The sequence below is a fragment of the Corallococcus interemptor genome, from assembly GCF_003668875.1.
Taxonomy (GTDB): Bacteria; Myxococcota; Myxococcia; order Myxococcales; family Myxococcaceae; genus Corallococcus; species Corallococcus interemptor.
In genome coordinates this window covers 1-21,141 of the sequence record NZ_RAWM01000153.1, presented here as the reverse complement: position 1 = coordinate 21,141, position 21,141 = coordinate 1, and the positions used below count along the sequence as shown (strand labels likewise).

General features: G+C 67.0%; 16 protein-coding genes and 1 other RNA gene. 12 read left to right on the top strand and 5 right to left on the bottom strand.

Going from position 1 to position 21,141, the window contains the following annotated elements; translation table 11 throughout:
• Nucleotides 1–127 precede the first annotated feature (127 nt).
• Complete coding sequence (locus tag D7X96_RS34080; protein WP_120551895.1) at nucleotides 128–691, top strand: hypothetical protein; 564 nt, start codon at nucleotides 128–130, stop codon at nucleotides 689–691.
• A gap of 9 nt (nucleotides 692–700) precedes the next feature.
• Here the strand turns inward: D7X96_RS34080 and rnpB are convergent.
• An RNA gene (gene rnpB / locus D7X96_RS34075) (RNase P RNA component class A) lies at nucleotides 701–1,094 on the bottom strand.
• 94 nt (nucleotides 1,095–1,188) lie between these two features.
• Between rnpB and D7X96_RS34070 the strand changes: the two genes are divergently transcribed.
• The 11 genes from D7X96_RS34070 to D7X96_RS34020 all read left to right on the top strand — a co-directional run bounded on the left by D7X96_RS34070 (nucleotide 1,189) and on the right by D7X96_RS34020 (nucleotide 18,106).
• Nucleotides 1,189–1,638 carry an AAA family ATPase gene (locus D7X96_RS34070; RefSeq protein ID WP_120551896.1) on the top strand — a complete coding sequence of 150 codons (450 nt, stop codon included), beginning with the start codon at nucleotides 1,189–1,191 and terminating at the stop codon, nucleotides 1,636–1,638.
• Nucleotides 1,625–2,392 carry a tRNA(His) guanylyltransferase Thg1 family protein gene (locus D7X96_RS34065; RefSeq protein ID WP_121771625.1) on the top strand — a complete coding sequence of 256 codons (768 nt, stop codon included), beginning with the start codon at nucleotides 1,625–1,627 and terminating at the stop codon, nucleotides 2,390–2,392. Before D7X96_RS34070 ends, D7X96_RS34065 begins: the two co-directional genes overlap by 14 nt.
• 255 nt (nucleotides 2,393–2,647) lie before the next feature.
• Nucleotides 2,648–3,145 (top strand): hypothetical protein, encoded by a 498-nt coding sequence (locus D7X96_RS34060; RefSeq protein WP_121723425.1) that lies wholly within the window; start codon nucleotides 2,648–2,650, stop codon nucleotides 3,143–3,145.
• 46 nt (nucleotides 3,146–3,191) lie between these two features.
• Complete coding sequence (locus D7X96_RS34055; RefSeq protein WP_121723426.1) at nucleotides 3,192–4,970, top strand: Hsp70 family protein; 1,779 nt, start codon at nucleotides 3,192–3,194, stop codon at nucleotides 4,968–4,970.
• A gap of 166 nt (nucleotides 4,971–5,136) precedes the next feature.
• Nucleotides 5,137–6,657, top strand: a complete 1,521-nt coding sequence (locus tag D7X96_RS34050; protein WP_121771624.1) for a S16 family serine protease — start codon at nucleotides 5,137–5,139, stop codon at nucleotides 6,655–6,657.
• Entirely contained in the window at nucleotides 6,654–8,912 is a 2,259-nt protein-coding gene (locus D7X96_RS34045) for a J domain-containing protein (protein ID WP_121771623.1), read from the top strand. Before D7X96_RS34050 ends, D7X96_RS34045 begins: the two co-directional genes overlap by 4 nt.
• Nucleotides 8,909–10,693, top strand: coding sequence for a tetratricopeptide repeat protein (locus tag D7X96_RS34040; RefSeq protein ID WP_121771622.1), 1,785 nt, complete (start codon nucleotides 8,909–8,911; stop codon nucleotides 10,691–10,693). The genes D7X96_RS34045 and D7X96_RS34040 overlap by 4 nt, the downstream gene beginning before the upstream one ends.
• A 99-nt stretch (nucleotides 10,694–10,792) precedes the next feature.
• A complete protein-coding gene (hsdR, locus tag D7X96_RS34035; RefSeq protein ID WP_120551903.1) occupies nucleotides 10,793–14,179 on the top strand; it encodes a type I restriction-modification system endonuclease in 3,387 nt (1,128 codons plus the stop codon).
• A complete protein-coding gene (locus D7X96_RS34030) occupies nucleotides 14,176–15,600 on the top strand; it encodes a class I SAM-dependent DNA methyltransferase (protein ID WP_120551904.1) in 1,425 nt (474 codons plus the stop codon). The genes hsdR and D7X96_RS34030 overlap by 4 nt, the downstream gene beginning before the upstream one ends.
• An 8-nt stretch (nucleotides 15,601–15,608) precedes the next feature.
• Complete coding sequence (locus tag D7X96_RS34025) at nucleotides 15,609–17,186, top strand: restriction endonuclease subunit S (RefSeq protein WP_120551905.1); 1,578 nt, start codon at nucleotides 15,609–15,611, stop codon at nucleotides 17,184–17,186.
• A gap of 2 nt (nucleotides 17,187–17,188) precedes the next feature.
• A complete protein-coding gene (locus tag D7X96_RS34020) occupies nucleotides 17,189–18,106 on the top strand; it encodes a restriction endonuclease (protein WP_120551906.1) in 918 nt (305 codons plus the stop codon).
• 181 nt (nucleotides 18,107–18,287) lie between these two features.
• Here D7X96_RS34020 and D7X96_RS34015 read toward each other — a convergent pair whose 3' ends face one another.
• The 4 genes from D7X96_RS34015 to D7X96_RS34005 all read right to left on the bottom strand — a co-directional run bounded on the left by D7X96_RS34015 (nucleotide 18,288) and on the right by D7X96_RS34005 (nucleotide 20,947).
• A complete protein-coding gene (locus tag D7X96_RS34015) occupies nucleotides 18,288–18,956 on the bottom strand; it encodes an ATPase (RefSeq protein ID WP_158616302.1) in 669 nt (222 codons plus the stop codon).
• Nucleotides 18,957–18,960: 4 nt separating this feature from the next.
• Entirely contained in the window at nucleotides 18,961–19,248 is a 288-nt protein-coding gene (locus D7X96_RS39725) for a hypothetical protein (protein ID WP_147442930.1), read from the bottom strand.
• 282 nt (nucleotides 19,249–19,530) lie between these two features.
• Nucleotides 19,531–20,181, bottom strand: coding sequence for a ribonuclease HI family protein (locus D7X96_RS34010; RefSeq protein ID WP_121723432.1), 651 nt, complete (start codon nucleotides 20,179–20,181; stop codon nucleotides 19,531–19,533).
• A 31-nt stretch (nucleotides 20,182–20,212) separates the two neighbouring features.
• A complete protein-coding gene (locus tag D7X96_RS34005; RefSeq protein ID WP_120551909.1) occupies nucleotides 20,213–20,947 on the bottom strand; it encodes a zinc ribbon domain-containing protein in 735 nt (244 codons plus the stop codon).
• Between the last annotated feature and the right edge of the window lie 194 nt (nucleotides 20,948–21,141).

The window sequence follows — 21,141 nt, the reverse complement described above, 5'->3', positions numbered from 1 at the left end:
GGGGAGGGGGCGGGGGGCACCTGCGCAAGGAGTGCGTCGAGGGGGCTCAGGGTCTTCATCGCCGCTCCGCATACACCAACGCGCAGTTGGATGCAGCGCCCGTGGCCGGGTAGAACCGCCCTCCGTCATGCGCCTTCCGCCCCTGAACGTCCTGTTGTCCGCCACCGTCCTCCTGGGGACTTCCAGCGCCTGCATCGTGGAGGCCCCCGGCGGGGCCAGCGAGCAGGAGCGCCGCGCGGCCACCGTTGCCCAGGTGCCCCCGCTGTCCATCCGCAGCGGCGCCAACCTGGGCGGCAAGGTGGAGGTGGTGGGCGCCTCCGTGCAGCCGGGCAAGATCCCCGTGGGGGACCAGGCGCGCGTCACCGTCTTCTTCAAGGTGCTCCAGCCCATTGAAGAGGACTACCTGGTCTTCGTGCACATCGAGGACGCGGACGGGCGCATGGAGCGCCTCAACGTGGACCACAAGCCCGCGGGCGGCCTGTACCCCACGACGCAGTGGAAGGTGGGGGAGACGGTGAAGGACGAGTTCGTCATCGCCCTGCCGCAGGGCGCGTCGCCTCGTGCCATCAACGTGTGGATGGGGTTGTGGGAGCCGCGCAACGACGCCCGGCTGCCGCTCACCAACCCGCAGGCGGTGCGCAACGACGGCCGGGGGCGCATCCTGCTGGCGCAGGTCCCCGTGGGCGGGTGACAGGGAAAAAACCGGAGCGGCCCTGTAAGCCGGGTTCTGTCCCCACCCCTTTCGGGATGGGCGGCGAACATTCATCTAGGGCCCTGGTTGCCCAGGGGCCTCATCAGCGAGCAACCCGAACGCATGGGACGGGCCATCCCTGTCCCCTTTCGGGGACGCGCTCCTATTGGCTCTTGCTCCAGGTGGGGTTTACCGTGCCGTCCGAGTCACCCCGGACGCGGTGCGCTCTTACCGCACCGTTTCACCCTTACCCGCCCCCTCGCGGGAACGGGCGGTCTGTTTTCTGTGGCACTTTCCTGCGAGTCGCCTCGACTGGCCGTTAGCCAGCACCCTGCCCTCTGGAGCCCGGACTTTCCTCCCGCCATCCATGCCTGCGATGGCCGGCGTTCACCCGGACCGCTCCGGCACTCCGGGGGATACAACAGCCAGCCCGGCCGGGTCCACCTTCAGGATTGAACGGTGTCGTGCGTCCGCCTTCGTGCGAGGGGAGGGGCGGCATGGAAGCGGTCATCTTCACGGGCATCCAGGGGACGGGGAAGAGCAGCTTCTACCGGGAGCGCTTCTTCACCACCCACGTCCGGCTGAGCCTGGACATGCTCAAGACGCGGCACCGGGAGAAGGTGCTCCTGCGCGCATGCCTGGAGGCGAAGCAGCCCTTCGTGGTGGACAACACCAACCCCACGGTGGCGGAGCGCTCCCGGTACATCGCGGCCGCGAAGCAGTCCGGCTTCCGCGTGGTGGGGCTCTACTTCCAGTCGAAGGTCGCGGACGCGCTCCTGCGGAATGATCAACGCCCGGTGGAGCAGCGCGTGCCGCTGGTGGGCGTGCTGGGCACCTACAAGCGATTGCAGGTCCCCACTCCCGAGGAGGGGTTCGACAGTCTCTTCTTCGTCCGGCTGGGGCTGGACGGGTTCACCGTGGAGGAGTGGCAACGTGAAGTTCGATGAGCTGGACGCGAGGATGCGGGTGTACGAGACCGCGCACGACCTGTGCGTGCTGCCCGGCGTGTTCATGGTGGCGCGCATCGACGGGCGCGGCTTCACCCGGCTCACCAAGGAGGTGCACGCCTTCGAGAGCCCCTTCGACGTGCGCTTCCGGGACCTGATGGTGGCGACGACGGGCCACCTGATGGACCGCGGCTTCCGGATCGTCTACGGCTACACGCAGAGCGACGAGATCTCACTGCTCTTCCACCCGGACGAGGACGCCTTCGGGCGCAAGACGCGCAAGCTCAACTCCATCCTCGCGGGCGAGGCGAGCGCGAAGTTCTCGCTGCTCCTCGGGGACCTGGGCACGTTCGACTGCCGCATCTGCGAGCTTCCGAACGTGGAACTCGTGCGCGACTACTTCCGCTGGCGCAGCGAGGACGCGGTCCGCAACGCGCTGAACGCGCACTGCTACTGGAGCCTGCGCCGCGAGGGAAAGGGCGTGGCGGAGGCCACGGCCATGCTCATGCGCCTGTCGGTGGCGGAGAAGAACGAGCTGCTCTTCCAGCGGGGCGTGAACTTCAACGACGTGCCGAACTGGCAGAAGCGCGGGACGGGGCTCTACCGGGAGACGTACGCGAAGGAGGCCCTCAACCCCAGGACAGGGGAGACGGTCCTCGCGGAGCGCCGGCGCATCAAGGTCGACTACGAGCTGCCGATGAAGGACGCCTACGACGCCTTCATCCTGTCGCTGCTGGAGGGTGTGGAGCGATAGGGCCGGTCTGGGATGACCTCGACCGCTCGGAGGAATTGAGCGACGCGGCGTCGTTGGGCAGGGGCACTCGGGGTGTCGGGGAGCCAGTTCTTCCTGGCTCGTCCGTATTACCTGGAGCGGTGGCCCACGGGGTCGTGAGTCACTGTCCTACCCGGGGCGGGGGATTGCGCGCGTTCGCCCGGGTGCCGCAGGATTCGCGCCCACGCGTCCGGGTGCCTCACGGCACGGCGCGACCGTTTTTGAGGGGGAATCATCATGGTCATTTTCGGTTCAAGGCTCTTCGGCAAGTGCGATGCGATTCCGGGCCTGGGCTACGTGGCGACGAAGTTCGGTCACATCAACTTCGTGCCGCTCATCCCGCTGGAGGGCTGGCTCGTCGTCGCCGAGGAGGGCAATGGCTGGCGCGGTCAGGCCATCTCCATGAGCGGCAAGTCCGTGCTCACGGCGTGGGCGCGCTTCCTGTTCATCGTCGTGGGCCTGGGCTCGCTGCTCTTTGGCTTCATCGCCTTCACGGAGATGGAGCCGGGCAGGGCCATCCCCCTGGGTGTCCTGGCCCTGGCCTGCATCGGCGGGCTCATCGCTTCGTACAAGTGGAAGTGGGTGACCCACGCGTCGCCGGAGCGCGCGCTGGAGATCGCCCAGGAGGCGGGCATCGGCGAGGAGGGCATCGCGCAGCTGCGTCGCATGTACGCCGCCTCGGAAGCCGCCACCGTCGCCACGCCCGCGCAGCCGTGGACTCCGCCGGAGTCCTGAGCCGCCGTTCGCGGTCCTTCGCCGAAAGGCCTCGGGTTCACCTCGCATGAGTCATGTCGTTGGCATCGATCTGGGCACCACGCACTCGCTGGTGGCCGCGCTCGACAGCGCGGGCCGTCCCAACCTCCTGACCAACCGGTTGGGCAAACGCCTCACGCCCTCCGTGGTGGGGCTGGACGCGGAGGGCCGGCTCCACGTGGGCGAGTCCGCGCGCGAGCAGCTGCTCGTGCACCCGGAGCGCACCATCGCGGAGGTGAAGCGGCGCATGGGCCGCGACCTGCCGGTAACGCTCGGGGACCGGCGCTACAGCCCCACGGAGATCTCCGCGCTCATCCTGCGCGCGCTGCGTGAGGACGCGGAGCGGGCGCTGGGCGGCGCGGTGACGGAGGCCGTCGTCACCGTGCCCGCCTACTTCAGCGATGCGCAGCGCCAGGCGACGAAGGACGCGGGGGAATTGGCGGGGCTCAAGGTGGAGCGGCTGCTCAACGAGCCCACCGCCGCGGCGCTCGCGTACGGCGTGAACCACCTGGACGCCGAGCAGTACGTGCTGGTGTACGACCTGGGCGGCGGCACGTTCGACGTGTCGGTGCTGGAGATGTTCCAGGGCGTGCTGGACGTGAAGGCCTCCGCGGGCAACAACCAGCTGGGAGGCAGTGACTTCGACCAGGCGCTGGCCGCGTGGCTGGGCGCGGAGTTCGAGCGCGCCCACGGCGTGTCGCTGGCCGGCAACCTGGCGGCGCAGGTGCGGCTCAAGGCCGCGGCGGAGGCCGCGAAGATCGCGCTCACGTCGGTGGAGGCCACGCCGGTCATCATCCCGTTCCTCGCGCAGGGCCGGGGTGGCTCGCCCGCGTCGCTGGAGGTGGAGGTGACGCGCGCGAGGTTCGACGCGTTGATCACCGACCTGGTGCGCTCCACGCTGGAACCGATGGAGAGCGCGCTCAAGGACGCGAAGCTGTCGAAGAAGTCCATCGCGGAGGTGGTGCTGGTGGGCGGCAGCTCGCGCGTGCCGCTGGTGCGCCGGCTGGTCGCCGAGTACTTCGGCCGCGAACCCCGCGACGGCGTGCACCCCGACGAAGCGGTGGCGCTCGGTGCCGCGCTGCAGGCGGGGTTGAAGACGGGCGCGGTGAGCGCCGCGCACGGCATCATGATCACCGACGTGTGTCCGTTCACGCTGGGCGTGGAGGTGCAGGCGACGGTGGGGCGTGAGCGGGTGGGTGGGGTCTTCTCGCCGCTCATCCCGCGCAACACGACGGTGCCGGTGTCGCGCACGGAGACCTTCGCCACGACGGCGGACGGGCAGCGCGCGGTGGAGATCCGCGTGTTCCAGGGCGAGGCGCGGCTGGTGAAGGACAACCTGCTCTTGGACGCGTACACGGTGGAGGGCGTGCCTCCCGGGCGAGCGGGAGCGGAGAAGGTCGCCGTCACGTTCACGTACGACATCAACGGCATCCTGGACGTGACGACGCGGGTGGTCTCCACGGGCAAGGAGGCCACGCTCGTGGTGGACAAGCGCTCGCAGCGCCTGGGGCCGGAGCAGCGGCTGGAGGCGAAGGAGCGGCTTGCGCGTGAGTGGGGCGCGGCCCCCGTGTCGGCCACGCCGCTGTCCGCGCCCGTGCCCGTGGCTCCTCCGGTGGCATCTCCGGAAGCGGACGCGGACGCCCTGCTGGCCGCCGCGACCGAACGCATCGCGACCGCGCCGGCGAACGTGCGCCCCCGGCTGGAGTCGCTGTGCAATGCCTTGCGAGAGGCCCGAGCGAAGAACGACCGCGTCACCGCGGCCCGTCTGGACGCCGAGCTGACCGACCTGCTGTTCGACCTGGGCTGAGCAAGCGCGTGCGGCGGACCGAACTTCAGCGCCGGGGGGCGCGGCGCTCCAACAGCTCGCGTGTGTTCGTGGCCGAGGCGCACCCGCCATCCCACGGACTCATGGCGCGAAGGACATGTCGCGCCGGGCCGCAAGCCCTGGTCTTGGTGCCATCGCGGGAGCGCGCATGCTCCTGACCGAGCTCAAACGTGCGGTGGTGCTGCGCCCGACCGAGCCCGCCGCGCGGTTGGCCCTGGCCGAGGCGCTCTTCCAGGAGCGTGACTTCCGAGGTGCCGCCGAGCACGCGCGCAAGGCCCTGGACCTGGGCGGAGGAGGGCCCGCGCGCCGGCTCCTGTGCGGAGCCTGGGCGCGCGATGGCAAGCGGGCGGAAGCGCTGAAGATGTTGCAGACGTCCGCGCGCGAAGCGCCTCGCGATGCATCCCTGCGCGCCGAGCTGATCACCTTCCTGGAGGAAGACCGGCCCGACGACGCGCTCGTGCATGCGTTCGAAGCCACCGAAGCCGCCCCCGGCGAACTGGAGGCGTGGCGCGCCGTCATCCGCCTGTGCGAGCGCACGAACCGTCCTTCGGAAGCCATGCCCGCGCTGAGGCGGGCCCGGCTGCTCGCGCCGGAAGACCCGCGCCTCGCGGAGTCGGTGCTCGGTGCCCGCGCCGCGCTCGGGCTTCCGGCCTCCACCGCCATGCTGGACGCGCCTCCCCTGGAGCAGGCCACGCAGGCGCTCAAGCTGCCCACGGCCCGTGCCGCGCTCACGGAGGCGAAGCTCGACGCGGCCGTGGAAGCGCTCTCCCGAGGCGCGCTCGCGGAGGTAAAGCGACAGCTCGTCATCGCGCCCGCGTCGACCCGGACCCGCGCCGCCGCGGCCCTGCTTCGCGCGGAGTTGCTGTGGCTGGAAGGCCGTCCCATCGCCCAGGTCGAAGAGGCCCGTCGCGCCGTGCTGGACATGGCGGGCGCGCCGGGGGCCGCCGCGCTGCGGCTGGGAGATCTGCGGCTCGAAGCCGGAGCGCTCGACGAGGCACGCGAGCTCTATGCCCGTGCGGCCTCGAACGGAGAGTCCCTGGCGGCGGCGGGCCGCGAGGCCGAGGTCGCCGAACGTCGCCGGCTGCTGGCGCGCGACCTGCCTGCCATCGGGCGCGTGGGCGTGCTCGGCTGGCATCCCGGGGGCGGGCATGTCTCGCCGCTGGAGGCGATCGCGGTGCCCGGACGCGGCGTGCTGCGGTGCAGTGGCCACGTGGGCCCCGAGGGCCAGGAGGCCGCGGACGTGGCCTTCAGCGTGGTTCGCGCCCGCGCGCCCGCGCTGAGCCTGGGGAAGCACACGACGGGTTACGACCTGCACCTGCACTACACCGACACGGAGGTCGGCAAGGACGGCCTGTCGTCAGGGCTCGCGCTCTCGCTGGCGGGACTCTCCGCGTACACGCAGCGCCCGTTGCCCGCGCGGCTGGCCGTGACGGGCGAACTGACGCTGAACGGTGAAGTGCGGCGCGTGGGGGGTGTGCACGAGAAGTTGGTGGCCGCGTACCTCGAAGGCATGCGCGTGGTGGTGCACCCGCGCCGAAACCTGGACGACGTGGCGGCGCTGCCGCCCGAGGTGTCCGGGCGCCTGAGATTGATCGCGGTGGACAGTTTGGATGAGGCGTGGCGGCTCGTGAACGCGGCCGGGAACACGCCAGGACTGGAGCGAAGGTGAACAACGAGCCCCGCCAGAACCCGTACGAGGTGCTGGGCGTCGAGCAGGACGCGGACGCCCGCGCCATCAAGAAGGCGTACTTCGAGCGCGTCCGGCAGAACCCGCCGGAGACGCACCCGGAGGAGTTCCGGCGCCTGCGCGAGGCGTACGAACTGCTCTCCGACCCCGAAGCGCGGCAGGCCTTCGACGCCAGCGCCGCGCAGCAGGCGGACGGCCCGGAGGCACGGAACAACGCCGCCCTCCAGGAGGCCATCAACCTGTTCGAAGCGGGTGACAAGGTCGGTGGACGGAGGCTCCTCACCGAGCTGCTCAACGAACAGCCGGACCTCCACGACGCACGCATCCTGCTGGGCCGCCACTTCCTCTACGAGGGTGACGCCAAGGAGGCGCTGGCGGAGTTCGACGCGCTGCTCGCGAGGGCGCCGGACTACTGGCAGGCGCACCTGCAGCGGGGCTGGGCGCTGCTCCGCCTGGAGCGGATGAAGGAGGCCGCGGACGCGTTCTGGCGCGCGGGCAAGCATGGCCCCTCGGAGGTGAGCCCGCGCGTGGCGCTGGCGGACTGCCTGGAGGCGATGGGGCAGGTGGCGGACGCGCTCAAGGTGCTCGAGCAGGCGCAGTCGCTGCCCGGCATCTCGCGGATGGACGTGCTCGCCCTCAAGGTGCGGCGCATCGCCACGATGCTGGAGTTCGGCCAGGACGCCGTAGCCGCGAAGGAGCTGGATCGGCTGGACGCCGAGCTGCCGGAGGACGCCGACCCCGAGCTGCGCCGGTGGACGGGAGCCCAGCTCTCCGCGGCCGCCGCGCATCTCTTTGGCCAGCAGAAGTCCAGGGGCGCGAACCAGCTGCTCGCGTTCGGCCGGCGCTTCAACCCGGAGAGCGCCACCGAGGCCGCGTATCCGACGTGCGTCACCGTGGAGGTGGACGCCCTGCCGCAGGTCACCCGTGACTGGCTGCACTCGGAGGCCGAGCGGATCGGTGGCTGGCGCGTCCTGTCGACCTGGGTGATGCCGGCCCTCTTCACGTTGATCTGCGCCACGGCCCTGTGCTTCCTGCTGACGTTCATCTTCCTGGGCACCAACGAGCGCGGTGTCTGGGATTGGGTGTTCTGGGCGGCCGTCGCGGGGTTCGGCTGCGGCGCCATGTATTACCAGACGCGCTACCTGCTGCGGGTGATGGCGAGCCCCTACGGGCGCTTCAACACCATCCATCCGCTGCACCTGATCCAGGTGGCCATCGACCGCATCACCGTGTGGCCGCTCGTGCACCTGCAGGACCTGCAGCTGGTGAATCACCAGAACAACGGCGTGTATCAGCACACCAACATCCAGATGCGCTTCAGCGACAAGCGCATGGTCCTGACCGTGAAGGGCAAGGACAAGGCGGAGGCGCTGGCCCAGGAACTCATCGCCCGTCGCCGCCGCGTGCTGGAGCTGCTGGGCCGGGGAATGCTCGACGCGGAGAGTGGCGTGGAGCACCTGCCTCCGGCCCTGCTGGCGAGCGCGGACAAGCAGGGCCACGTGCGGGCACCGCACACGCCTTCGCCCTGGCCCGGTGTGTTCGTCGCCGCGGGGATTGGCGTGTTGCTGGTGGGCGCGGCCGTGTGGCCGCAGAACCGGTTGTCCGCGGAGCACGCCTGGATGCGCGTCGCGTCGAATGCGGACCTGAGCACCATGCTGGAGTACCTGCGCGAGCAGCCCGACCCCCGCTTCGTTCCCCAGCTCCAGGCCCGGGTGGACGCGGAGCTGGGCAAGGCCCGGACGCAGCTGGAGGCCCGGTTGGATCCAGGCAGCGCCGCCGCACCGTCTCGCGCGTTCTTCACGGCCTTGCTGGACGCCGCCTCGCGCACGCACAGCCGCCGCATCACCGTGACGTATGCGGCGCAGGAGGGCGCGCGGACGCCCCAGGATGATCCCTCGGAGTTGCTCGTGAGCGCCTGGCAGCGGACGGTGGATGAAGCGGTGGGGCAGGGCGTCCTCGTCGTGGACGGAGGCCGGGGCTCCCAGCGCGAGGGGCCGCCGTTGCTGACCCTCCACGTGCGGGAGGAGGTCCAGGCGGGCAAGCGCGGTTGGTCGGTGAAACCGGAGGGGCTGGAGCTGCCGGTCGCGCCGCTGGACCTCGTGGCGGACGCGGCGGATCCGCGCGGCTCGGAGGTCCTGTTCCACGCGTGGGTGGACCGTTGGCATCTGCCCGGCGCGGGTGACCGCCGCCCGTTGTTGCTCACCGCTTCGACGCTCGTCCAGGAGGCCCAGCCGTGAGTGCTCCTTCCACTTCTCCACGCCACGGCAGGCTGCTGCTCGGCGGAATCGGCATCTGTGCGCTCGCGGTCGTGGGCGTGACCTGGACCGGAAGGGCCCAGGAGAAGGTGCTCTTCGTCAACGCGTTGGACACCCCGGTCACGGTCACCGCCGGCAGCGAGCGGTTCTCGCTCGGGGCGAATGATCACCTCGTGCGTCCGATGCCCATCGGGCCCATGGACGTGGACGTGCGCGGTGGGGAGGCCACGCTGGCCCACGAGACGGTGTTCGTGACGGACGAGGGCGGACTCTTCGTCTACAACCTGCTGGGCGCCGCTCCGCTCTTCATCACGACGGTCCGCTACGAGCGGAACGATGCGCCCGCCTCCGAGTCCGAGCCCTCGTCGCTGGTCGTCGCGGGGACCTCCTTCCTGCGCGCGGGACACATCGACTACGTCCTCACCGATCCGCCCCGAAGCATCCAGATGCGCAAGGAGGACGGCCGCTACACCACGCGCTTCCATCTGGGCCAGGCACCAGGAGGATGGGCCGCGAGCTATGGCTGGCTGATGTCGAACCATCAGACGGCCAAGGCGGCTCGATTCACGGAAGAGCTCGCGAGGGTGCTGCCGGAGACGCCAGGTGCGCGGAACGCCGCGCTCATCTCGAGGATGGTGCTCTCGCGTGAGGAGGGGCTCCTCGCGTCACTTGCCGCCACGCGGGCGCGGCGTGACGCGCAGCCGGACGACGCGGACGCCCAGCGGGCCTGGATGTACGACATGCGCCGCGCCGGACGGAACGACGAGGTCCGCGCCTACTACCAGGCCGAGGTGGAACGTCATCCCGGCTCCCTGGTCATGGCCGTGATGCTCGCGCGCGTGGAGCCCGAGCCCGCGGGGACCGCGCGGCTGGAGGCGCTGGTGCGCGCTCATCCCGGGGAGCTGCTTCCCCGCCGGGCGCTGGCGGTGCGGTATGCGCGTCAGCAGCGCTGGGCGGATGCGCTCCCGCTGCTGGATGCGATGGAGCAGGGGGACCCGGACTACGCGCGCTACCAGGACACGCATGCCGAGGTGCTGGTGGCCCTGGGCCGCCGAGCGGAGGCGGCGCGCAGGCTGTCGGAGCGACTGCTCCAGGCCAGCCCGGAGACGGAGCCACCCGACCTGGATGACGTGCAGCTCTACGCGAAGCTGGTGGGACACGCGTCACTGGAGGGCAAGGAGAACGCGGCGATGCGGCAGCTCGTCGCGTCGGCCCAGAACGACAGGCCGGAGGGAATGGTGGTCCGGTGGCTGTCGGCCTCGCTGGGACTGCCTCCGGAGGTCGATTCGCCGCTCGGAACGAAGGACGATCCGCTCGAGACCGCGGTGCGGCTGATGCTGGCGCTCGCCGAGGAGCCTGGGTTCGCCGCAAGGGCTTCCACGCAACTCGACTTCTTCGGCTTCCACCGCCTCGGCCCCGAGGCAGGCCTGTTGCTGGCGGCGGAGTTCGAAAGGCTCGGGGACGCGGCGCTCGCGGCGAGGACGCTCGACCTCTCCGGCGTGGAGCTGGGTTACGGAGAGCTGCAGGACGTGCTGCGCGGCACGCTGCCCGTGGAGTCACTGACGACGACGCTGGATTGGGGCGAGCGCGCCGCGCTCCACCTGGTCCTCGCGCGCCAGCTGGATGCCCAGGGGCGGGATTCCAAGGCGGCCTATGCGCGGGTGAAGAAGGAAATCCTGCTGCCTGGAGCAGTCAGCATCGCGCTCCAGAAATGGGACCGCCCCAAGCCGTCCAACGCCGTGGCGGGGGACTCCGTGCCCTGACGGAAGGAGTGCGGCCGTCCGGGCTGACATGGGGTGGGGTGGACCCAACACCACCCTGCCAAATCTGGGGAAGCCGTGAACATTCGGTAGAGTTGTGGGGTGCCTGCTCCCCAGCCGCGCTCCGCGAATTTTGGCTTCCTGTTGCTTCATGACCCATTGCTCGTCGCATTGGGTGCACAGGCAGAGCGTTACTTCGCCGAAGACCCGACCACCTGCCTGATGAAGCTCCGGCAGTTCGCGGAGGTCCTCGCACAGCGAGCCGCCGCGAACCTCGGCCTGCTTGCTTCCCCGGACCAGAACCAGGTGGACCTCATTCGTGCGCTGGACGCACGCGGTGCGCTGACCGTCGAGGTCCGGCAGGTTCTCCATGAACTCCGGCGAGCCGGGAACGCCGCAGCGCATGAGGTCCGGGGGACGCACAGTGATGCGCTTCATGGGCTGAAGATCGCCCGGGTGCTGGCCATCTGGTTCCACCGGACCTTCAGCAAGGAACGTCATTTCAACCCCGGGCCGTTCATCCCGCCTCCGGATCCGGCGCAGGAGAGCAAGGCGCTCGCGCAGGAACTGGAGCGGCTTCGAAGCCAACTGGCGCAGGCGAAGCTCGGTGCCGAGGCCGCCCAGTCCGCCGCGGAAGAAGAAGCCCGACGGCGTCTTTCCGCTGAGGAGAGGGCTCGCAAGGACGCCGAGGAGCGCGAGGTCTGGCAGTCACTTGCCGAGGAGGCGGAGGCGAAGCTCCGTGCGGGGCTTGCCGCTGCACAGGTTCAGGCTGCGGCAACCCCAACCAAGCAGCTCGACGTCCTGGTCCGGCAGGCACAGGACGCCGGTTCCGACCTGGACCTGGACGAGACCGACACGCGCAAGCTGATCGACGCGCAGCTCCGTCAGGTGGGCTGGGAGGTCGACTCGCAGACCCTGACGTTCGCGGCGGGCACCCGGCCGCAGCGTGGCCGCAACCTGGCCATCGCGGAGTGGCCCACCGCGAGCGGTCCAGCGGACTACGTCCTGTTCGCCGGTCTGGAGGTCCTGGCCGTGGTCGAAGCGAAGCGCCGGAGCAAGGACGTGCCCGGCGCCATCCAGCAAGCGAAGCGGTACAGCGAGGGCTATCAGGTCAAGGGCGAAGAGGTTCTTCCAGGGGGGCCATGGGGCAAGTACCTGGTGCCCTTCCTCTTCGCGACAAACGGCAGGCCGTACCTGCGCCAGCTCGAGTTGAAGAGTGGAATCCACTTCCTCGATGCGCGCCGCCCGACCAACCATTCCCGGGCCCTCGTCGACTGGTACTCGCCAGAGGGCTTGAAGGGATTGCTCCAGCAGGACAAGGAGGCGTCGGAAGCGGCCCTGCGCGTGGAGCCGACCGAATACCTCGGCCTGCGCGACTACCAGCTCAAGGCCATTCATGCGGTCGAGTCAGCGCTGGAGACAGGGCGCCGCGAATGTCTCATCGCCATGGCCACGGGCACGGGCAAGACGAGGACGTTCATCGGGCTCGTGTATCGGCTCGTGAAGACCCGGCGCTTCCGCCGGGTGCTCTTCCTCGTGGATCGCAGTGCCCTCGGCGAGCAGGCCATCAATGCCTTCAAGCACGCGCGTCTGGAGGGGCTTCAGACCTTCACGGACATCTTCAACGTGAAGGGCATGGAGGACATCCGGCCGGACCCTGAAACCAAGCTCCACTTCGCCACGGTCCAGGGGATGGTGAAGCGGACCCTCTACAGCGACGACGGCGAGCGGCCGAACGTGGACGACTACGACTGCATCGTCGTGGATGAGTGCCACCGCGGCTACACCCTCGACCGGGAGATGAGCGATACGGAGCTGAGCTTCCGGAGTCAGGACGACTACATCAGCACGTATCGGCGTGTGCTTGATCACTTCGACGCAGTGAAGATCGGCCTGACGGCGACACCGGCCCTGCACACCACGCAGATTTTTGGTGAGCCGGTGTTCACATACAGCTACCCGGAGGCGGTCATCGACGGCTGGCTCGTCGACCATGAGCCGCCCATCCGCATCACCACCGACCTTTCCGAAGGTGGCATCCGCTGGGCCGCTGGTGAGCAGGCCGCGACGTGGAACGTCGAGGCCCAGAAGTTCGACCTCGTTCACATGCCGGACGAATTGTCCTTCGAGGTCGATGCATTCAACACCCGGGTCGTCACGGAGAACTTCAACCGCGTTATCTGCGAGGAACTGGCTCGTCAGGTCGACCCTGCCGCGGAGGGGAAGACCCTCATCTTCTGCGCCACGGACCATCACGCGGACATCGTGGTCGCGGCTTTGAAGAAGGCGTTGGATGCCCAGTATGGGGGCGTGGATGACGACACGGTGATGAAGATCACCGGAAGCTCGGACAAGCCGCTCCAGCTCATCCGCCGCTTCAAGAACGAGAAGCAGCCGAGCATCGCTGTCACCGTGGACCTGCTCACGACCGGCATCGATGTGCCGCCCATCGTGAACCTCGTGTTCCTGCGCCGCGTGAAGAGCCGCATCCTCTACGAGCAGATGCTGGGGCGAGGGACGCGCCGTTGTGACGACATCGGCAAGGAGGTCTTCCGCGTCTTCGATGCCGTGGACCTCTACGCGGCCCTGGAGCGATTCACGTCGATGAAGCCGGTCGTCGTGAATCCATCCTTCACGTTCGTGCAGCTCGCCCAGGAGCTCCTGGCCCTCAAGGATGCCGAGGCCCAGCGGCAGGTGATTGACCAGTTCGTCGTCAAGCTTCGTCGCAAGCGACGGTCCATCGAGCAGAAGTCCTCCGAGCACTTCGAAGCCGTCGCTGGAATGCCCGTCGGCGACCTGTTGCTCTTCCTCCGGAACAAGTCCTCCGTGGAGGTCGCGACCTGGTTCTCAGCCCATCCGCAGCTGGGCGAGGTGCTCGATGCCCACAGGGGACCCGGGTCGCCCATCTACGTCAGTCATCACGCGGACTCACTGAAGTCCGTGGAGCGGGGCTACGGCCCGGGCCGTGTCCGTCCTGGTGACTACCTGAACGATTTTGCGGCCTTCATTCGGAACAACCAGAACGTGCTCCCTGCGCTGATGGTCGTGTGTCAGCGGCCGCGTGAGCTGACGCGCCAGCAGCTCAAGGAGCTGAAGCTGGCGCTCGACAGGGCCGGCTACAACGAGACCGCGCTCCAGACGGCCTGGCGGGAGACGACCAACCAGGACATCGCGGCCTCCATCATCGGGTTCATCCGGCAGAGGGCACTGGGAGAGGCACTGGTCCCGTACTCCGAGCGGGTGGACCGGGCCTTGCGCCAGGTGCTGGAAGCGAAGGCCTGGACGCCACCGCAGCGAAAGTGGCTGGAGCGGATCGCCAAGCAGTTCAAGGTCGAATCCGTCGTGGATAAGGACGCCTTCGACCAGGGGCAGTTCGGGGCCAGTGGTGGATTCACGTACTTCAACAAGGTCTTCGAGGGCCGCCTGGAGCAGGTCCTTGCTGACCTGAACGACGCTCTCTGGCAACAAGGTGGCAAGGCAACCGGATGAACACCAACGCGAACGAACTCGTACAGAAGCTCTGGAACCTCTGCTCCCTCCTCCGCGAAGACGGGGTGACCTACCACCAGTACGTCGCCGAGCTGGCTTTCGTGTTGTTTTTGAAGATGGCGAAGGAGACCAAGCAGGAGGACCAGCTCCCCAAGGGTTATCGCTGGGATGACCTGGCTAGGCGCGAGGGCATGGACCAGCTCCAGTTCTACAAGGAACTGCTCCTCCATCTCGGCACGAAGGGCAGCAACCGCGTCCAGGACATCTACGCAAATGCCAATACATCGCTGAGACATCCGAAGAGCCTGAACGCGCTTGTGAAAGCCCTGGATGCGCTCGATTGGTACGGGGTGGACCGGGAGAACCTTGGCGACCTCTACGAAGGGCTTTTGGAGAAGAACGCCACGGAGGTGAAGTCCGGAGCGGGGCAGTACTTCACGCCTCGGCCCCTGGTGGATGCGATCATCGCCGTGGTGAAGCCGCAAGCCGGTGAGACCGTGCAGGACCCTGCCTCGGGGACGGGCGGGTTCCTTATCGCTGCCGACCGGTACGTTCGCTCACAGACGGACAACTACTTCGACCTCACGGAGAAGCAGCAGGCGTTCCAGCGCCGAAAGGCGTTCTACGGCGTGGAGCTGGTTCCAGAGACCCGTCGCCTGGCGCTGATGAACATGGCCCTGCACGACCTGGAGGGTGAGCTGATTCTCGGCGACACGCTCTCGCCTGTCGGGCGCGACCTGCCGAAGGCGGACATCATCATCACGAACCCGCCGTTCGGGACCAAGAAGGGCGGCGGCAAGCCCGAGCGCGACGACTTCACGTTCCCGACCTCGAACAAGCAGTTCGCGTTCCTGGAACATGTGTACCGAGGGCTGAAGGCAGGGGGGCGCGCGGCTGTTGTTGTTCCGGACAACGTTCTCTTCGAGGAGAACGTCGGCCAGGAGATTCGCGCCGACCTCATGGACAAGTGCGACCTGCACACTGTCCTGCGACTGCCGACCGGCATCTTCTACGCGCAGGGAGTGAAGACCAATGTGCTGTTCTTCACGCGTGGTCAAAAAGACAAGGGCAACACGAAAGCCGTCTGGTTCTACGATATGCGGACCAACGCCCCAGCCTATGGGAAGCGGACTCCATTCCTGCGGAAGCACTTCGATGATTTCGAGACGGCGTTCGGCGAGGATCCTTACGGTAAGAGCAAGCGTAAGGACCAGGGCTCCGAGGGGCGATTCCGGAAGTTCAGTCGCGAGCAGGTTGAAGCCCGAGGCGACAATCTAGACCTGCTCTGGCTCAAGAGTGAAGAACTGGCGAATGCCGATGAATTGCTAGAGCCTGAAATAATCGCAGCCGAAATCAAACGTCAGTTGCAGGTGGCTCTTTCTGAGCTGGATGCGCTGACTGTTGCTTCTGAGTTTGAATAGGTTGAAATATGGATGCTGAGCTTCCACTGGGTTGGGCTTTTGCGACAGCCGACGAACTCTCGGACACAGTTCCCAATGCGCTTGCCATCGGGCCCTTCGGAAGCAACCTGAAGGTTCAAGATTATCGTACTTCGGGTGTGCCCTTGGTGTTTGTTCGTGAGATTCGGCGGGAACGATTTGGTGGCGCAGACACGAAGTACATAAGTAACGAGAAGGCTGCGGAGCTTGCTGCTCACGTGGTCCGACCGGGCGAGCTTTTGATTACAAAGATGGGCGATCCGCCCGGTGATACTGCTGTTTATCCACTGGATAGACCTGGTGCGGTGATTACATCTGATTGTATTAAGCTTAGTCCAAATTTGAAAGTTACGTCTTCGGACTTTCTTGCGCTGCTTTTGCGGTCGCCTGGTGTGCGCAGTCTGCTTGTTGAGCAAACAAAGGGAGTTGCTCAACAGAAGCTAAGTTTGAAGCGGTTTCGAGAGATACAGTTCCCTCTGCCCCCACTCAACGAGCAGCGCCGCATCGTAGCCAAACTCGAATCCCTCCTGGCCTGCAGCCGCCGAGCGAAGGAATCACTGGACGCCATCCCGGCGCTGCTGGAACGATTCCGGCAGTCGGTGCTCTCAGCCGCGTTCCGGGGAGACCTCACACAGGATTGGCGCGAGGCAAACCCGGACGTGGAGCCTGCCTCGAAGCTGTTGGAGCGGATTCGATCCGAGCGCCGCCGCCGCTGGGAAGAAGCCGAGTTGAAGCGAATGCAGTCCAAGGGCAAGCTCCCCAAGGACGAGAAGTGGAAAGCCGAGTACAAGGAACCCGAGTGCAACGATGAGGCGGGCGCCTTTGGCCCTGTCTCTGGCCTTGGGTGGGTTGTGGCGCCTGTCGATGGCCTGTGCGATCCGAACCGAGGCGTGCCCTACGGTATTGTTCAAACGGGCGATGAAACGGCAGATGGAGTGCCGACGGTTCGTTGCGGTGACCTCAAGGATTTCAGCATCGACCTTGCGCTGCTCAAGCGAGTGGCCCCGTCGATTGAGCAGCAGTACACACGCACCCGTCTGTCTGGTGGTGAGGTCCTGCTTGCAATTCGTGGCACCGTTGGCGGGGTGGCTGTGGCATCCGAAAAGATGCGCGGGATGAACATCAGTCGCGAAGTCGCAATGCTTCCCGTGCTGCCAGGAGTGGAGCCCCGGTTCGTCATGTACCTCTTGGCATCGCCAGCCGCGACAGCGCTCCTTGCTGGTCGCACCAAAGGGGTTGCGCAGCAAGGAGTGAACCTCTCTGACTTGAGAAGTTTCCCTGTCCCCCTGCCTTCTCTCGCTGAGCAGGTGCAGATCGTTCGCAGGGTTGATGCGGCCATGTCTCGGGCTCGGGCTGTAGCCCGAGTCTGCGCAGAAGCTGTTTCCCGAACGCCATCCTTGGAGGCGGCCATTCTGGCGAAAGCCTGCCGGGGAGAGCTTGTTCCCCAGGACCCCACAGACGAGCCCGCCTCGGCCCTCCTCGAAAGGATCCGGGCGGAAAACAATCAGCCCGCTGATAGCGATCCAACTGCACGCTCGAAACGTCGCCGTGAGAACAAGGTCGCCTGACCATGCCCATCCCTGACTTCCAGAGCGCGATGCTCCCCATCCTCCGGCTCACCCAGGACGGCAAGGACCACACGCTGGGCGAGGCGCTGGACGCCGTCGCCGTGGAGTTCAAGGCCACGGAGGAGGAGCGCAACGAACTGCTCCCCAGTGGCCGCCAGCGGCGGCTCCACAACCGTGTCGGCTGGGCGAAGACCTACCTGCAGAAGGCCGGGCTTGTGGAGGCCAATGGGCGCGGGCGCTTCCGCATCACACCGCGTGGCCAACAGGTCCTCCAGGGCAAGCCGACGCGCATCGACATGAAGTTCCTGGAGCAGTTCCCCGAGTACAACGTCTTCGCGGCACTCAAACACGACGCTCCGGACGCACCTCCCTCTGCTCCAGAGCTTCCGGTCTCCAATGAGACTCCGGAAGAGGTCCTTGAAGAGAGCTACCAGGAACTGCGCCGGCGCCTCGCGGAAGAACTGCTGGAGCGCATCAAGGCCTGTGACCCCCGGTTCTTCGAGAAGCTGGTCGTCGACCTCCTGGTGGCCATGGGCTACGGCGGCTCCCGCAAGGACGCGGGCCAGGCCGTCGGCCAGAGCGGCGACGAGGGCATTGACGGCATCATCAAGGAGGACCGCCTGGGGCTCGACGTCGTCTACATCCAGGCGAAGCGGTGGAACAACACCGTCGGCCGTCCCACCGTCCAGGCCTTCGCGGGCAGCCTGGAAGGACAGCGGGCTCGCAAGGGCGTGCTCATCACGACCTCGGACTTCAGCCGCGAGGCCCGTGACTACGTGAAACACATCGAGAAGAAGATCGTCCTCATCGACGGCACCGAACTCGCCAGATTAATGATCGACAGCGGCGTCGGTGTCACCGAGGTCGCCACGTACACGGTGAAGCGGCTGGACCTGGACTACTTCGGCGACGAGGAGTGACGCCCGTGCCCTGGGCTACATCTGCTCGTCGATAGTGCGGTGGCTCATCTCGGCAGCCTCCACGTTCTGTATTTGAATGCTCACGCGAGGGTGTGTTTGCCTGGCAGGCGTCAGTTTCCAAGCACCCATGGATGATTCAACGTGAGCAAGTCGCACGTGCAATCCATGGTCACATTGGCCGCTACTCTTTCGCGGTAGCCGGTGGGTCAACAACTCCACAAGCTTCCGCAGTGGCCTTCAGCACTGGGCCCATCGCATGCGGACACGGAGTCGCTTCGAATATCTTGGTGATTCCCTGTTGCTTGCTTGCAAGCAACACAGGCTTGTCCTCGTTGAGCATGAGCACGCATGCGGTTGCGGACCGCCAAAACCACGCCAGGTTCTGAAGTGAAACAGGCCAACGCTTCCGTACCTTTTCGTCCGGCACGTCATGGCCTCCGTTGGCTACTCGGATTCGAACCCGATCGAGCGCAGCCTCCACTGAGGGGAGTGCTACGTATACGAAAAGGACGTTCCAATCGAGCTCCAGCGCACGCTGAACGATGCTCCGATACTTATCGCTCGCCAGTACTGTCTCGATGACGAAGTGTGTCCGCCGCTTGTCGATGAGCGTTCGGACGTGTTGTTCGCATTGGTCGGCCGCGAGACGGTTCGCATCCGGTTGCTTGAGGCTCGGGTCCGCTGCCATGAGAGCCCGCGTAACCGTGTCCGGATTGATGATCTCGATCCTCTCTGCATCCGATAACTCGACGAGGCTGCGCAGCGTCTCAGGGCTCTGAGAAAACGTGCTCTTCCCAGCCCCATTGATCCCCCCGACGAGCATGAACCACGGCGCTTGGCGAACGGTCATGTGGCTACTTCGCATTCTCCGACTTCGCCCGGTTGACTGCCTTGCTGAACGCCGTCAGGAGCTGAGCCGGAAGCTGGGGGTTCTCCATCCAGTCAGGCGACTTGGCCTTCCTGCCTTGAGCGCGTTTCTGGACCGTCGTGGTCTCGAATCGAACAACTGCGGTCGAGCCTTCTCGACTCGTGACCTCCTGGCTGATCCGAATCTTCTCTCCGACCTTTCTGGCTCCGAGCGTGGTCGGCTTCTTGCCCACGATTTTCACGGCCACCGCCTTGGGGCTTTTCTTCCGTGCCATGTCGCTCTCCTTGCCCAGAATCTTAGCTTGGGATGCCGCTGTTGGCATCGAGCGGAGTCCTCTTCTCCGACCGTATGGGCGCGGGTCAGTGGCCTGCTTGCGTGCAATGGTTGGGGGCAGCCGCGTGAGGGCCTGGTCGGGGATGCGTGGCTGAATAGAAGGTCTCCTGCGGGGTGGCTTCTGTCTCAGACCGGACGGTATGAGGGGTGGCTCCCCGGTTCAGTTCTCTTCTTGACCAGGGACTACTTCAGGGTTCTCGGAACGAGACCTGAAGAAAGAGCCTTAGAGACGCTCGTCGATGGCGCGGTTGCTCATCTCGTCCGCCTCCGCGTTCTGCGCGCGGGGGACGTGGGCGAGCTTCACCTTGCCGAAAGTCGCCAGCAGCTTCTGCGCCTCCTGGAACAAGGGCTTCAGCGTCGCGCTCTTCACCTGGTAGCGCCCACCCAGCTGACGGATGAGCAGCTCGCTGTCCGCGAAGACCTCCACCTCGCGGGCGCCCAGGCTCTTCGCGTGCTGCAGGCCGATGAGCAGGCCCATGTACTCGGCGTAGTTGTTCGTCTGGTGCCCCAGGAACTTGCCCAGGCGCGCCACCACCGCGCCCTCGGTGTTCGTCAGCACCGCTCCCGCGCCGGCAGGGCCCGGGTTTCCTCGCGCCGCTCCGTCTGAATAGACGCGCACGCGGTTCAGCACCCCTGCCGCCGCGGGCGTCACCGCCTCGATGCTCGGCGCGGTGGTGTCGAGCGCGGCCGCCGGGGCGGACTCCGTCGCGGGAGCCTCGGCCTCGAGCGGACCGCCGCCCAGCTGCTCGGCGGCTTCGTCCAGCAGCTGGCCCAGGTGCTCGCGGGTGAGCCCGCGAAAGGCGCGCACCGTCGCCGTCAGCGGCTCCTCACGGGCGATGTGACGGAGGACGTCGACGAGCGAAGGTGTCGGCATGGGAGAGGGGACCGAAGGTGACGCGCCGCCGCTACTTCTCGGCGTTTTCCTTCGGCTCCTGCAGCGCTTCGACGGCGAAGATGATGCGGTTGCACGAGGGGCACACGTCGGTGCCCAGCGAGGTGCGCAGCATGTTGTACATCTGCGGGGGCAGGTTCATGTTGCAGCCCTGGCAGGTGCCGGCCACCACGCCCACCATCGCGGGCAGCTTCTTCTTGCGGATGACCTCGTAGCGACGCAGCAGGTTGGCGTCCACGTTCGCGGCGACTTCCGCGCGGCGCCCCTCCAGCTGCTTCACCTGGGACTCGGACTCGCCCAGCTTCCCGCGCAGCTCCGTCATCCGGCCGGACAGGCCCTGCTGCCTGGTGGCGTAGTCCGCCTCCTTGCCCTTGATGGCCTCGCGCGCCTGGCCCAGCTCCTTCACCTTCTCCGTGAGCGCCTCGGACTGGGTGAGGATGCCCTTCTTCGCGATGTCGATTTCGCGAGCGAGCGCCGAGTACTCACGGGTGGAGCGCTGGTCGGACAGGCGTGCTTCCCACTTCTTCACCTTGTCCTTCTCGTCCGTGATGTTCTGCTCGAGCAGGGCCTTCTGCTTCTCCAGGTCGGCCACGCGTGTCCGCTCGGCTTCGATGCCATTGCGCGCGACCCCCAGCTCCCGCTCCAGCTCGGAAATCTGGCGGGGATGCACGTCCGCCGCCTTCCGGAGCGAGGCGACCTCGAGGTCTACCTTCTGCAGCTCCGCCAAGGCCTTCAGTTTCTCCCGCAAGTTGCTGCCTCCCACACGGCCGCACCGACGCGCGGCTCGGCTCTTGTACCAACAAGGGTGCTGGGGTTCCAACGCGTAATTGGGGACGTGTCCATCCCCGTGTTCCCCATCCGCCCCTTCGGCGTTTGAATCCGCTTCACGCACCCGTTAGACCGGCCCCCGTGTCCAGCCTCCGACTCCGCCCCCTCCTGGCC